14 protein-coding genes and 1 pseudogene are annotated in these 13573 nt (G+C 63.0%); 9 read left to right on the forward strand and 6 right to left on the reverse strand.

Annotated features, from left to right (window positions below; translation table 11 throughout):
• Nucleotide 1: 1 nt before the first annotated feature.
• The 5 genes from AC1DXM_RS15165 to AC1DXM_RS15185 all read left to right on the forward strand — a co-directional run bounded on the left by AC1DXM_RS15165 (nucleotide 2) and on the right by AC1DXM_RS15185 (nucleotide 3977).
• The gene (locus AC1DXM_RS15165) at nucleotides 2-253 is read left to right on the forward strand and encodes an exodeoxyribonuclease VII small subunit (protein ID WP_142866766.1); all 252 of its coding nucleotides are present in this window, start codon (nucleotides 2-4) and stop codon (nucleotides 251-253) included.
• A gap of 45 nt (nucleotides 254-298) precedes the next feature.
• Nucleotides 299-565 (forward strand): DUF2277 domain-containing protein, encoded by a 267-nt coding sequence (locus AC1DXM_RS15170; protein WP_112563862.1) that lies wholly within the window; start codon nucleotides 299-301, stop codon nucleotides 563-565.
• Between the two features lie 10 nt (nucleotides 566-575).
• Nucleotides 576-1496 (forward strand): pirin family protein, encoded by a 921-nt coding sequence (locus tag AC1DXM_RS15175; RefSeq protein WP_477233795.1) that lies wholly within the window; start codon nucleotides 576-578, stop codon nucleotides 1494-1496.
• Nucleotides 1497-1605: 109 nt separating this feature from the next.
• Entirely contained in the window at nucleotides 1606-3519 is a 1914-nt protein-coding gene (dxs, locus tag AC1DXM_RS15180) for a 1-deoxy-D-xylulose-5-phosphate synthase (protein ID WP_477233797.1), read from the forward strand.
• Nucleotides 3520-3692: 173 nt separating this feature from the next.
• Complete coding sequence (locus AC1DXM_RS15185) at nucleotides 3693-3977, forward strand: hypothetical protein (protein ID WP_477233799.1); 285 nt, start codon at nucleotides 3693-3695, stop codon at nucleotides 3975-3977.
• On the opposite strand, the pseudogene AC1DXM_RS15190 reads toward AC1DXM_RS15185, so the two are convergent.
• A pseudogene (locus AC1DXM_RS15190) lies at nucleotides 3974-4367 on the reverse strand (GFA family protein). The gene AC1DXM_RS15185 and the pseudogene AC1DXM_RS15190 sit on opposite strands and share 4 nt — an antisense overlap.
• 43 nt (nucleotides 4368-4410) lie before the next feature.
• On the reverse strand, nucleotides 4411-4824 hold the full coding sequence (locus AC1DXM_RS15195; protein WP_477233801.1) for a GFA family protein: 414 nt from the start codon (nucleotides 4822-4824) through the stop codon (nucleotides 4411-4413).
• Nucleotides 4825-5101: 277 nt separating this feature from the next.
• Here AC1DXM_RS15195 and AC1DXM_RS15200 point away from each other — a divergent pair, with 277 nt between their 5' ends.
• Nucleotides 5102-5866, forward strand: coding sequence for a TlyA family RNA methyltransferase (locus AC1DXM_RS15200; RefSeq protein WP_477233803.1), 765 nt, complete (start codon nucleotides 5102-5104; stop codon nucleotides 5864-5866).
• Nucleotides 5863-7098 (forward strand): class I SAM-dependent RNA methyltransferase, encoded by a 1236-nt coding sequence (locus AC1DXM_RS15205; RefSeq protein ID WP_477233805.1) that lies wholly within the window; start codon nucleotides 5863-5865, stop codon nucleotides 7096-7098. Before AC1DXM_RS15200 ends, AC1DXM_RS15205 begins: the two co-directional genes overlap by 4 nt.
• Nucleotides 7099-7157: 59 nt before the next feature.
• On the opposite strand, the gene AC1DXM_RS15210 is transcribed toward AC1DXM_RS15205, so the two are convergent.
• The 4 genes from AC1DXM_RS15210 to AC1DXM_RS15225 form a co-directional block, all read right to left on the reverse strand.
• Nucleotides 7158-7811 (reverse strand): transglutaminase-like cysteine peptidase, encoded by a 654-nt coding sequence (locus AC1DXM_RS15210; protein ID WP_477233807.1) that lies wholly within the window; start codon nucleotides 7809-7811, stop codon nucleotides 7158-7160.
• Nucleotides 7812-7944: 133 nt separating this feature from the next.
• Nucleotides 7945-9357, reverse strand: coding sequence for a metalloprotease TldD (gene tldD, locus AC1DXM_RS15215; protein ID WP_477233809.1), 1413 nt, complete (start codon nucleotides 9355-9357; stop codon nucleotides 7945-7947).
• A gap of 105 nt (nucleotides 9358-9462) precedes the next feature.
• Entirely contained in the window at nucleotides 9463-9933 is a 471-nt protein-coding gene (locus AC1DXM_RS15220) for a YbjN domain-containing protein (protein WP_477233811.1), read from the reverse strand.
• A 72-nt stretch (nucleotides 9934-10005) separates the two neighbouring features.
• On the reverse strand, nucleotides 10006-10554 hold the full coding sequence (locus AC1DXM_RS15225) for an invasion associated locus B family protein (RefSeq protein ID WP_112563882.1): 549 nt from the start codon (nucleotides 10552-10554) through the stop codon (nucleotides 10006-10008).
• A gap of 375 nt (nucleotides 10555-10929) precedes the next feature.
• On the opposite strand from AC1DXM_RS15225, the gene coxB reads away from it, so the two are divergent.
• Together coxB and ctaD are read left to right on the forward strand one after the other, a co-directional pair.
• Nucleotides 10930-11814 (forward strand): cytochrome c oxidase subunit II, encoded by an 885-nt coding sequence (coxB, locus tag AC1DXM_RS15230; protein ID WP_477233813.1) that lies wholly within the window; start codon nucleotides 10930-10932, stop codon nucleotides 11812-11814.
• 38 nt (nucleotides 11815-11852) lie between these two features.
• Nucleotides 11853-13505: a cytochrome c oxidase subunit I gene (gene ctaD / locus AC1DXM_RS15235; RefSeq protein WP_352584617.1), complete on the forward strand. Its 1653-nt coding sequence runs from the start codon at nucleotides 11853-11855 to the stop codon at nucleotides 13503-13505.
• Nucleotides 13506-13573 lie beyond the last annotated feature (68 nt).

A 13573-nucleotide genomic window follows, 5' to 3' on the forward strand; every position in this document is an offset into this window, starting at 1 on the left:
TATGGCTGGCGAAGCAAATGAAGACGTCAAGGCGATGAGCTTCGAGCAGGCACTCGACGCGCTGGAAAAGATCGTCGATGATCTCGAACGCGGCGACGTGCCGCTCGATCAGTCGATCAGGATCTATGAGCGCGGCGAAGCGCTGAAGGCCCATTGCGACCGGCTGCTGAAGTCGGCCGAGGACAAGGTCGAGAAGATCAGGCTGTCGCGCGATGGCAAGCCGGTGGGAACCGAGCCGCTCGACGCGGAGTAATTTGTCAAACGGGGCGGGCAGAGAAAGCAGGTAAGGAGTTCAAGCATGTGCAGAAACATCAAGACGCTGTTCAACTTCGATCCGCCGGCAACCCATGACGAGATCCGCGATGCCGCCCTTCAGTTCGTGCGCAAATTGAGCGGAACGACGCGGCCCTCGCAGCGCAACCAGGCGGCCTTCGACCGCGCCGTCGAGGCGATCGCCGAATCGGCGCATGAATTGCTGCATTCGCTGGAAACCAACCATCATCCCCGCAATCGCGAAGAGGTGGCAGCCAAGGCAAAAGCCAAATCGGCGCTGCGCTTCGCCTGAGGAAATCCAGATGAGCTTCTTCCCCGGCAAGGACCCTGAGCCTGGCGACGCCTTCGCCAGCGACCAGATCGAGCTGATGGTCATTCCGAACGCCAAGGATATTGGCGGCTTCCAGGTTCGCCGCGCTCTGCCGACGGCAAGGCGGCGCCTGGTCGGTCCGTTCATCTTCTTCGACCGCATGGGTCCGGCTATATTGCGCGGCGGCCAGGCGATGGATGTGCGTCCGCACCCGCATATCGGGCTTTCCACCGTCACCTATCTGTTCGACGGCAAGATCAGGCACCGCGATTCGCTCGGCACCGAAATGGTCATCCAGCCCGGCGACGTGAATTTGATGACCGCCGGCCGCGGCATCGTCCATTCCGAGCGCACGCCCGAAGAATTGCGCGGAGCGCCGATGTCGGTCTCCGGGCTGCAGACCTGGCTGGCGCTGCCCGACGGCAAGGAGGAGGTGGCGCCGGTGTTCGAGAACACCGCGGCACTGCTTCTGCCCGAAATCGACGCCGAAGGCGTCAGCGGCCGTGTGGTGATCGGCGATTTCCAGGGACTGCGCTCGCCGGTAAGAGCCGACACCGAAACGCTTTACGCCGATCTGCGCCTGGCGCCCGGCGCCAGCGTCAAAATCCCCGCCGACGCCGAGGAACGCGCCATCTACACGCTGGACGGCGATGTCTCGATATCGGGCGACCGCTTTCCAGCCGAGCGTCTGCTCGTGTTCCGGCCCGGCGACGAACTCGTCGTCTCATCCGAACGCGGCGCCCATTTCATGCTGTTTGGCGGGGCATCGCTCGGCTCCCCACGCCACATCTGGTGGAATTTCGTCTCGTCGTCGAAGGAGCGTATCGAACAGGCCAAACAGGAATGGAAGACGGGCCGCTTCGATATCGTTCCTGGAGATGAGGAAGAGTTCATTCCGTTACCGGACAATTAACGTCAGCAACACCCGCGTCACTGACACGCATTTACATTCGGCGGGCGGAGGCATATTTCGCCCATGATCAACGCGCATGAACGAAAATAGCTGGGCAGGCTCCTAAACAGTGAACGCAACGCTGCATACGCCGCTTCTCGACAAGGTCCGCATTCCAGCCGACCTGAAGAAACTTGACGAAAGCGAGCTGCCGCAGCTGGCCTCGGAGCTGCGTGCCGAGCTGATCGATGCCGTCTCGCATACGGGCGGGCATCTCGGCGCCGGCCTCGGTGTCGTCGAGCTGACCGTGGCGCTGCACTATGTTTTCAACACGCCGGAAGACCGGGTGATCTGGGATGTCGGCCACCAGGCCTACCCGCACAAGATCCTGACCGGTCGCCGCGATCGCATCCGCACGCTGCGCCAGGAGGGCGGCCTGTCCGGCTTTACTCGCCGCGCCGAGAGCGAATACGACCCGTTCGGCGCCGCGCACTCCTCGACCTCGATTTCCGCTGGTCTGGGCATGGCGATGGCGCGCGACCTCTCGGGCGGCAACAACAATGTCATTGCCGTCATCGGCGACGGCGCCATGTCGGCCGGCATGGCATTTGAAGCATTGAACAATGCCGGCGCGCTCGATGCCCGACTGATCGTCATCCTCAACGACAACGACATGTCGATCGCCCCGCCGACCGGCGCCATGAGCGCCTATCTGGCGCGGCTCGCTTCAGGGAAGACCTATCTCGGCCTGCGCGATTTCGGCAAGAAACTGACCTCCTATCTCGGCAAGCGCGCCGATCGCGCCATCACGCGGGCGGTCGAGCATGCGCGCGGTTATGTCACCGGCGGCACGCTGTTCGAGGAGCTTGGCTTCTACCATATCGGCCCGATCGACGGGCACAATCTCGAACACCTGATCCCGGTCTTGAAGAATGTCCGCGACAATGCCGACGGCCCGGTGCTGATCCATGTCGTGACCCAGAAGGGCAAGGGTTACGGCCCGGCCGAGGCCGCGCCCGACAAATATCACGGCGTCAACAAGTTCGACGTCATCACCGGCGCGCAGACCAAGGCGCCGGCCAACGCGCCGGCCTACACCAAGGTGTTCGCCGAAAGCCTGATCCAGGAGGCGCGCGCCGACGACCGCATCGTCGCCGTCACCGCCGCCATGCCGAACGGCACCGGCCTCGACCTGTTCGGCGAAGCGTTTCCGACCCGGACCTTCGATGTCGGCATCGCCGAGCAGCATGCGGTGACGTTTGCCGCTGGCCTCGCCACCGAAGGCTACAAGCCCTTCGCCGCCATCTATTCGACCTTCCTGCAGCGCGCCTACGACCAGGTCGTCCACGACGTGGCGATCCAGAAACTGCCGGTGCGTTTCCCGATCGACCGCGCCGGCTTTGTTGGCGCCGACGGCGCCACCCATTGCGGCGCTTTCGATACCACCTTCCTGGCGACGCTGCCGGGCTTTGTGGTGATGGCGGCCGCCGACGAGGCGGAGCTTCGCCACATGGTGCGCACCGCCGCCTATTATGACGAAGGCCCGATCGCCTTCCGCTATCCGCGCGGCAACGGTGTTGGCGTCGACATGCCGGAGCGCGGCTCCGTGCTCGAAATCGGCAAGGGCCGCATCGTCAGGGAAGGCACCAAGGTGGCGCTCCTGTCCTTCGGCACGCGGCTGCAGGACTGCCTGATCGCCGCCGAGGAACTCGGTGCGGCCGGACTTTCGACGACGGTTGCCGACGCCCGCTTCGCCAAGCCGCTCGACGAGGATCTGATTCGCCGGTTGGCCCGCTCGCATGAAGTGCTGGTGACGGTGGAAGAGGGCGCTGTCGGCGGCTTCGCCAGCCATGTGCTGCAGTTTCTCGCCCATGAAGGCCTGCTGGAAAGCGGCCTGAAAGTGCGCCCGCTGGTGCTTCCCGACGAGTTCACCGACCACGCCAAGCCGGAAAAAATGTATGCAGACGCCGGGCTCGACGCCGCCGGCATCGTGCGCACTGTCTTCATCGCACTCGGCCATTCCGCTCGCGCCCAGCGCGCCTGAACAAATCTCGCGCAACGCGCCTGAATCACAATCTCACGCCTTTGAAGCGGTTTGCCGGCTTTCTTTCGTAACGTTCTGTTAACGCTTCTGTTTGGCGTTTCGCTTACCGTGTCTTTTGGCCGTTTTTCAACGCCGCCCTGCTAGAACCGGACCAAGGCAGGGAGTTAAAAACAATGCGAACGCTTCTGTGCGGCGTGGCCCTTTTGGCCGTCATCGCCGCGCCGGCCGTGGCTGAAACCCGCTATGACCGCAAGCTCGAACAGGCGGTGGTCGAGATCGTCGCCGGCAAGATGGGCAACATCAGGGGCGGCTTCTCCTACAAGCAGGTGCCGCAGTTCGTCGTCGTGCCCGACGTACCGGCTGCGCCCATCGAGAGCCCGCCCAGGCAGGCTTCTGGCGACGCCAGTGACGGGCTAACGCCTGCCGTCGAGCGGCCGGTCTCGCGCACGATTTTTTAGAACCACATATCGCGCACGCAGCGACCATCGCGTGGCAGGTCATCAAAACTGTCCAGCCCGTCGAAATGATCGATCGGCAAGTCAGCGACCGCCTCAGGCGGCGCCAGCCTGACATTGACGGCGATCCGCGTGCGCCCGCTGTCACCGCGGCGCAAGCCGCGCCAGGCAAGCACAGGTCGGGCAAAACAGAATTTCGAGCGAGGGCGTCTCCTTGCCGGCCCGCATGTAGGAACGCACCGGCCCCACGACGCGGATGCGCTCGTCGACAAAATCATAGGCCCAGAGGGTGCCGTAGCGGCGGCAAAGCGTACAGTTGCAGGCGGTGATCGGGCCGGGGTCGCCCTCCAGGCTCCAGTGGGCGGCGCCGCAATGGCAGGTTCCCGTCAGCATTGGTCCTCCTCCGTATTGCCTGACCATCCCGCCCCGGTATCTTTCAGCTGGGCATGTTCTCGAACTGGGGAAGGTCAAGTGGCTTTACCCATCCGAGACGACGCCTGGTGAACATCTCGAGTTTCGGCGCGATCAACTCAGGGCGGTCGAGACTTCCGAGCTGGACGAACACTGTGCCGGGGAAGCCTTCAAGATTGTCCGTGAATACCCGCGCCGCGCATTCCGGGCAGTAATTCCGGTCGAGCCCATTGCCCGAATTGGCGATGTAGTGAAACGCTTTCGGCTTGCCGCTGATCAGCGTGAAATCATCCTCTGGCACGGCGAAAAACGTCGCAGCTTCACCGCCGGAAGCCTTCTTGCAGTCGAGGCAGTGACAAATTGCAATGAACGTGGGATCGGTATCAAACTCGAACTTGACGGCGCCGCAGGCGCACTTCGCAGTGTACTTCTTGGCCATCACTTGGTCTCCTTGTATTGCAATGCCAGTGGTTTTAAACGTGCCACCCTGCGTTGCATGAAGCGTCGTTAGGGGTCGCCTTCAATCGTCCAGCGGGCGGCGCCGCAATGGCAGGTTCCAGTCAGCATTGGTGTTCCTCCGCAATGCGTGAGCGCCCCCGGCCATCTTGCCGGACTTGCTGTGATATTCAACCGGCCGACTGATCTGCGTCTCCGGTTCCAGTGTCGCTCTCATCCAATGTCCTTGCCTTCGCGACCGGCTTTCGCCATGAAGGCCAATGAACTCCCCTCTGCCAGCCAACACACGCCAGCGGCTCGACGAATTGCTCGTCCAGCGCGGCCTGTTTGCAAGCCGCTCGCGCGCCCGTGACGCGGTCGAGCGTGGAACTGTCTCGGTCGACGGCGTGGTCGCCCGCAAGCCCGGCCAGACCGTCCTGCCGCAATGCCTCATCGACATCGACGATCCCGCACAGGGCTATGTCTCGCGCGCGGCGCTGAAGCTGATTGCCGGGCTCGACCATTTCAGTCTCGATCCGGCCGGCAGCGAAGCGCTCGACATCGGCGCCTCGACCGGCGGCTTCACCCAGGTGCTGCTCGAACGCGGTGCGGCCCATGTCACGGCGATCGATGTCGGCCACGGCCAGATGCATCGCGATGTCTCGTCCGACCCGCGCGTCACCGTGATCGAGGGCTTGAACGCCCGCGAGCTCACCGCCGCTGATCTCGGCGGCCGCATTCCAGATTTCATCGTTTCCGATGTCAGCTTCATTTCGCTGAAACTGGCGATGCCGCCGGCGCTCGCCATCGCCAGGCCGGGAGCGCGTGCCGTGTTTCTGGTCAAGCCGCAATTCGAGGCCGGCCGCGAGGCGATCGGCAAGGGTGGCCTGCTGAAAGACCCCTATGACGCCGCCCGCGTTGCCGGTCTGCTGCAGGAATGGCTCGAAGGCGTCCCTGGCTGGCGGACATTGGGTCTGCACATGTCGCCGATCGAAGGTGGGGACGGCAACCGCGAATTCCTGCTCGGTGGGATCAAGGACCGATGAGCACGCGCTTCACCATCAAGAGATTGGGCTCGCAAGGCGATGGCGTCGCCGAGACGGAAACCGGGGAGCTGTTCATTCCTTTCACGCTGCCCGGCGAAGCCGTCACCGCGGCGCGCGAAAGGGATCGCGCCACGCTGATGGCGGTGCTGGAAGCCTCGCCGTTGCGCATCGACCCGGCCTGCCGGCACTTCACCGAATGCGGCGGCTGCGCCGTCCAGCATCTGCAAGCCGACGCTTACCAGCAATGGAAACGCGACAAGGTCGTGCACGCCTTGAAAGGCATTGCTGGCGACATCGGCGCATTGATGCCGTGTGCACCCCACACACGCCGCCGCGTCGTGCTTGCTGCCCGGCGCGCCGACACCGGCATGCTGCTTGGCTTCCATCGCCATCTGTCGCCGGAAATCATCCCGATCGAGGAATGCCCCATCTCGCTGCCGGAGATCGTCGCAGCACTCGATCGCTTGCGATCGGTCGCCGACCTGGTTTGCGCCACCACCAAGTCGTTCCGCATGGTGGTCACGGTGACGGGTTCGGGCCTCGACGTCGCGGTCTATGAGTCAGGCAAGCTGGGCGAGAACCAGCGCCGGGTCGCCTCCAACTTCGTCATGGCCAACGGTTTTGCCCGGCTTTCGATCGACGACGAGATCGTCATCGAGCCGAAAAAACCGGTGGTCATGTTCGGCACAGTCGCTGTCGCCGTACCGCCCGGCGCCTTCCTGCAGGCAACCGAAGCCGCCGAACAGGCGATGGCCGATATCGTTGGCGGACATCTGAAACGCGCCAGGAAAGTCGCTGATCTGTTCGCCGGCTGCGGCAGCTTTGCGCTTCGGCTGGCGGCGAAATCCGAGGTGCATGCGGTCGAAGGCGATGCGGCGGCTCTGTCGGCGCTCGACCGCGGCTCACGCTTCGCCACGGGCCTGAAGCGGGTAACCGGCGAACGCCGCGACCTGTTTCGGCGCCCGCTGACGTTCAAGGAACTGAACGCCTTCGATGGTGTCGTCTTCGACCCGCCGCGCGCCGGCGCCGAAGACCAGTCGAAGCAGATCGCCCGCTCCGACGTGCCGTTCGTCGCCGCCGTCTCCTGCAACCCGGTGACGCTGGCCCGGGATTTACGCATCCTCATGGATGGCGGCTACGTGCTGAAAAGCGTCACGCCGATCGACCAGTTCCTCTGGTCGCCGCATGTCGAGGCGGTGGCGCTGCTGGAGAAGCCAAAGAGACGGCGGTAGAGCAATTCCAGGAAAAGTGTGAAGCGGTTTTCCGTCCAGAATTGCGAAAAACAAGGGGCCTAGCTTGGCGACATCCGTTTCGGCGTGCCGCCGCGTTGGTTGATCGATACCCATGTATTTGGGTTCTGCTGCGACTGGCGTTTCAGGAAGTAATAGCCCGTCGCGTTCCAGGGCCTGATCTCATCGACCAGATTGTCGAGGACAAGATCGCCCTTGTCGGTCTTCACCGTCAGGATGGTGTGGCCTTCATTGTTGAGGTCGCGCACCACCGTCATCAGCAGCGCCTGCCGGGGGAATCCCGCTTGCAGAAGAAGCTTGCGCTTGTAGAGCGCGTAGATCTTGCAATCGCCCTTGCCGTCCACAGGATAGTCCCAGTGGTCTTCCATCGTGCCCCAGTGATCGAAATTGCTGACGGGCTTGATGGACCTGTTCGCCTTCTGATTGACCCGCTTGAGGATGCTCAGCTTCTGCGGGGTCAGCTTGACATCGGCGGCCGGCAGAGCGGGCACCTTGCACTCTTTTGGCCGGCGATGGCAGAAATCGACCCAGCCGTAGGGGACGCTGGTGCTTCCGCCGACAGCGGCGGCGGATTGGGTCGACCGCGCCTTGAACCATATCGACTGTGCTGCCGCCGAACCGGCTTGCAGCGCTGTCGCGCCAGTCAACGAAACGAAGCCAAGGAGGAGAGCCAGGACGCCGGGCCGCATTGCCATCACCAACACCGCAACGAGAAGGCTGGTCTGCGGGAAAGGCAGCCCAGGCAGTTAAACAGTTACTAATTTCCTAATGGAATTGTGTTCACTTCAAGGTGCCGGCTGAGATTTGAAGCGTGTTACCGGAATACGCTCAAACCCTGGTGCCGCCCACCGTCATCTGGTTCATCCTGAGATGCGGCTGGCCGACGCCGACCGGCACGCCCTGTCCGGCCTTGCCGCACATGCCGATACCGTTGTCGAGCTTCATGTCGTTGCCGATCATCGACACGCGGTGCATGGCGTCTGGCCCGTTGCCGATCAGCATGGCGCCCTTGATCGGCTGCGTCACCTTGCCGTTCTCGATCATGTAGGCTTCGGTGCAGCCGAACACGAATTTGCCTGAGGTTATGTCGACCTGGCCGCCGCCGAAGGAGACGGCATAGATGCCGTTCTTGACCGAGGCGATGATCTCGTCCGGCTCCATGTCGCCCGCCGTCATGTAGGTGTTGGTCATGCGCGGCATGGGCTGGTGCGCATAACCTTCGCGCCGGCCATTGCCGGTCGCCTTCATGCCCATCAGCCGGGCGTTCTGGCGGTCCTGCATGTAGCCGACCAGTCTGCCGTCCTCGATCAGCACGTTGCGGGCCGACGGCGTGCCTTCGTCATCGACGGTTAGCGAGCCACGCCGCTCGGGCATGGTGCCGTCATCGACCACGGTGACGCCCTTGGCCGCCACCTGCTGGCCGAGCAGGCCGGCGAAGGCCGAGGTCTTCTTGCGGTTGAAATCGCCTTCCAACCCGTGGCCGACGGCTTCGTGCAGCATGACGCCCGGCCAGCCACTGGACAGCACGATGTCGAACGTGCCGGCCGGCGCCGGGATGGCTTCGAGATTGACCAGCGCCTGCCTGAGCGCCTCTCGTGCCGCATGCTTCCAGCTGTCCTCGACGAGGAATTCGCCGAACGCCTTGCGCCCGCCCATGCCGTAGGAGCCGCTCTCCTGGCGGTCGCCATCGCCGACGACGACGGAGACGTTGATGCGGACTAGCGGGCGGATGTCGCGCACCATCTGGCCATCGGCGCGCACGATCTCGACATGCTGCCAGGACGCGGCGAGCGAAGCCGTCACCTGCCGCACGCGCGGATCCTCGGCCCGAAGCCAGGCGTCGATCTCCTGCAACAGCTTGGCCTTGACCTCGAAGGAAGGCGAGGGGATCGGGTTCTCGTCGCCGTAGAGATGGCGGTTGGTGCGGGCGGGTGCCGCGGCAAGCGTGCCGGAATAGCCGCCCTTGACGGTCGACACCGCGTCCGCCGCGCGCAGCAGTGACGCCTCCGAAAGATCGCTGGAATGGGCGTAGCCGCTCGCCACGCCGGCCACCGCGCGCAGGCCAAAACCCTGGTCGGTGTTGAAATTGGCGGTCTTCAGTCTGCCATTGTCGAACATCAGCGCTTCGCTCTCGCTGTATTCGAGGAACAGCTCACCGTCATCGGCGCCGTTAAGGGTGTCGGCGACGATCCGCTTGATACGATCGTCGGAAATGTCGAATTGGCCGATCAGGCTGTTCATGGCAGGTCCGTTCACAGGAGGAATGGTGTTGCCACGATGTAGGCGCGAAGACGCGCCTGCACAATCCGCAATGAAGATCCGCGGCCGACCGTGGAGCGCGCGGCCCTATTTCCCGTTCACGAATTCTTTGATGTCGCTCGTCATGGAATCCCAGTTCGAGAACTGCTCCTCGAGATAGGAGCGGGTAACTCCGCCTTTGAACATGACATCCATCTTGAAGTTCGACCCGTCACCGGAAAAGGACTTCACCCAGCGGAATTTCTTGTTCCATTCATTGGCCTGGTCGACCGTGAAGGCATCCGTATAGCCCGACGAGAACTGGATGGACTTGCACTTCTCGTGGTGGTTTTCGCAGCCATAGAAGTAGACGACATATTTCATGCCCTGGAGCCGCCCGGAGATCATCGGATCGCCGCCGTCGTCCTTGTCCATCTTGGCCGAGCCATAGCCCTTCGCAATCTCGAGAATGACCGCCGGGTCGGGCGCCGTGATGATTTCGATATCCTCGGCAAAGGCTACGGAAATTGCGCTGGTCAGGATCAGACCGGTCGACAGAAGCAGAGAAAAAGCGCGCATGATGACCCCCCAGCCAAAAATCAAACCCGTGGGAACTCTGCTTCGGGACCTGCCTTTTCGCAAGCATCAAGCTCAGGGCAGGGCGGCAAAACCGTCGGCGAAGCCTTTGAGGTCGACGGGGATGCCGATGCCTTCTTCCGGTGTCTGGAAGACGATGAAGGTGGCAGACGTGCCGGTCTTCAGCGTGTCGAGCAGCGGCTTTTCAAGAATGACCTCGGCATAGCAGCCATCCTGGAAGCAGCGCACGAAATAGGCGCGGCCGATATCCTTGCCGTCGACATTGAGGCCGAGCCCATTGGGCAGCAGCACGCCGAGCGGCGCCAGCACGCGCAGGATCTCGGCCTTGTTGTCGGCGGTGCGCAGCACCACGACCGAAAGTCCCATTTCCGGGCGATCCTCGGCGACGACGTTTTGCATCATCACGCACTGTTCCGAGGTGGCGCCGGCCGGCGTGTCGCAGATGATCGACCATGCGCCATGCGTCGACTTGACCGTACCGCTCGGCTGCGCTGCATTGGCAGTGCCGGTTGCGGACGAGCCGATACCGATCAGGGCGGCGAGAACGATGACCTTCGCCCCGCTTCTCGAAAGCCAGGAGTTTCTCGAAAGCCAAGAGGTCATGACGGCTCCATTAGCGAATCACGGCACTTTAAGCCGCGCCAAGGCCAAGTAAAGGATAGGGCGACCGCCGGTCAGCCCCGGCAAGCGCAATAATGCGCTTTTCCCTAGCAAATTCGCCCGAATTGCGACCGTCGGGCGCATTCCGGCCACAAGCCCGTATCGCGCATCTGTCGACGATCCGCGCCGGGCAAAAGGCCGCTGAAACGGCACGGTCGCGGTTGCGCGCAAAAATGCCGCACGGTTTTGCCCGCTCCTTTCTTGCGGAGGGAAATAGAGTATGGTTTGAACCAGCCTTGGGACTGTCCGGGATTCCCATCCCGGCATTGTTCGATATTCTTGCGCGCGATCGCGAGGAACCGGGAGATGATGAGGGCGATGAGAAAATTCCCAGCAAGCGCCAAATTGATGGCAACAGCAGGCGCTGCAGCCGCATTTTTCGCCGGCGCCTCCGCTCATGCGGCCCAGCCGCAGCCATGGGAGATGAGCTTTCAGCCGCCGGCGACCGACATGATGCGGCAGATCGAGTGGTTCGGGAACTACACGATGTGGTTCGTCGTCCCGATCACCGTCCTGGTTCTGGCTTTGCTTGCCTGGTGCATCTTCAGGTTCCGCGCCAGCGTCAATCCGGTTCCGTCCAAGACCAGCCACAACACGCTGATCGAGGTGATCTGGACCGTCGGCCCGGTCGTCGTCCTGCTGTTCATCGCCATCCCCTCGTTCCAGCTGCTGACCGCGCAATACACGCCGCCGGAAGAGGCCAAGCTGACCGTCAAGGCGACCGGCAATCAGTGGAACTGGGACTATGAGTACCAGACCGAGAACCCGCTCTCCTTCAACTCGGCCATCCTTCAGGATGCCGACCGCGCCGCGATCGGCAAGGAAGACCGCAAGGTCTATCCGCGTCTCCTGGCGGTCGACAACGAGCTGGTCGTGCCGGTCAACACCATGACCCGTGTCCTGATCACCGCAACCGACGTCATCCACTCCTTCGCCATGCCGGCCTTCGGCATCAAGATGGACGCGGTTCCCGGCCGCACCAACGAGACCTGGTTCAAGGCGGAGAAGGAAGGCCTCTATTACGGCCAGTGCTCGCAGCTCTGCGGCAAGGATCACGCCTTCATGCCGATCGCCATCCGCGTCGTCTCAGACGCGCAGTACAAGACCTGGCTGGCAGCAGCCAAGACCGACCTTCCCGGCGCCAACAAGGCGCTGATGGCCGAGGTCGACGGTACCAACAAGGTAGCGGCCGCCGGCAATTGATGCCGCGGGTTAGCAAGAATTAGGGAACGGAGCCGACCATGGCAGAAGCTGCAGCTCACGACGATCACGACCACAAGCCCTATCATGGCTGGGTCCGGTGGGTGTACTCCACCAACCACAAGGACATCGGCACGCTCTATCTGATCTTCGCGATCTTCGCGGGCATCGTCGGCGGCGCGCTTTCGGTCGTCATCCGCATGGAGCTGCAGGAGCCCGGCATCCAGATCTTCACCGGTCTGGCGCAGATGGTCTACGGCATGAACGGCGACGCCGCCATCGACGGCGGCAAGAGCATGTACAACGCCTTCGGCACCGCGCACGCGCTGATCATGATCTTCTTCATGGTCATGCCGGCGCTGATCGGCGGCTTCGCCAACTGGATGGTGCCGATCATGATCGGCGCGCCGGACATGGCCTTCCCGCGCATGAACAACATCTCATTCTGGCTGCTGCCGCCGGCCTTCATCCTGCTCATCGCTTCGGCTTTCATGCCGAGCGCGCCCGGCGCCTACGGCGTTGGCGGCGGCTGGACACTCTATCCGCCGCTGTCGACCTCCGGCCAGCCCGGACCGGCCATGGATCTGGCGATCCTGTCGATCCACATTGCCGGCGCCTCGTCGATCCTCGGCGCCATCAACTTCATCACCACCATCTTCAACATGCGCGCGCCGGGCATGACGCTGCACAAGATGCCGCTATTTGCCTGGTCGGTGCTGGTCACCGCCTTCCTGCTGCTGTTGTCGCTTCCGGTGCTCGCCGGCGGCATCACCATGCTGCTCACCGACCGCAATTTCGGCACCACCTTCTTCACCCCGGATGGCGGCGGCGATCCGCTGCTGTTCCAGCACCTGTTCTGGTTCTTCGGTCACCCCGAGGTGTACATCCTGATCCTGCCGGGCTTCGGCATCATCAGCCACATCGTCTCCACCTTCTCGAAGAAGCCGGTGTTCGGCTATCTCGGCATGGCCTACGCCATGGTTGCGATCGGCGCCGTCGGCTTCATCGTCTGGGCGCACCACATGTACACGACCGGCCTGTCGCTCGACACGCAGCGCTACTTCGTCTTCGCCACCATGGTCATCGCGGTGCCGACAGGCGTGAAGATCTTCTCCTGGATCGCGACGATGTGGGGCGGGTCGATCTCGTTCAAGACGCCGATGCTGTGGGCGCTCGGCTTCATCTTCCTGTTCACGGTCGGCGGCGTCACCGGCGTTCAGCTCGCCAATGCCGGCCTCGACCGCTCGCTGCATGACACCTATTTCGTCATCGCCCACTTCCACTACGTGCTGTCGCTGGGCGCGGTGTTCGCCATCTTCGCCGGCTGGTACTACTGGTTCCCGAAGATGACCGGCTACATGTACTCGCCGGTGATCGCCAATACCCACTTCTGGGTCACCTTCGTCGGCGTCAACCTGATCTTCTTCCCGCAGCATTTCCTCGGCCTCGCCGGCATGCCGCGCCGCACCATCGACTATCCCGACGCGTTTGCCGGCTGGAACATGGTGTCGTCCTACGGCTCCTATATCTCGGCCGTCGGCGTGGTGATCTTCCTTTATGGCGTCTTCGAAGCCTTCCAGAAGAAGCGGGTGGCCGGCGCCAATCCATGGGGCGAGGGTGCAACGACGCTCGAATGGCAGCTGCCTTCGCCGCCGCCGTTCCACCAGTGGGAACAGCTGCCGAAGATCAAATAAGGCAGCCCGAATACGAAACCGCCGGCCCGCCGGCGGTTTCGGCCAACGGAATGATTGGACTCAACTAC

This window comes from Mesorhizobium sp. P3_A2, from assembly GCF_056403115.1.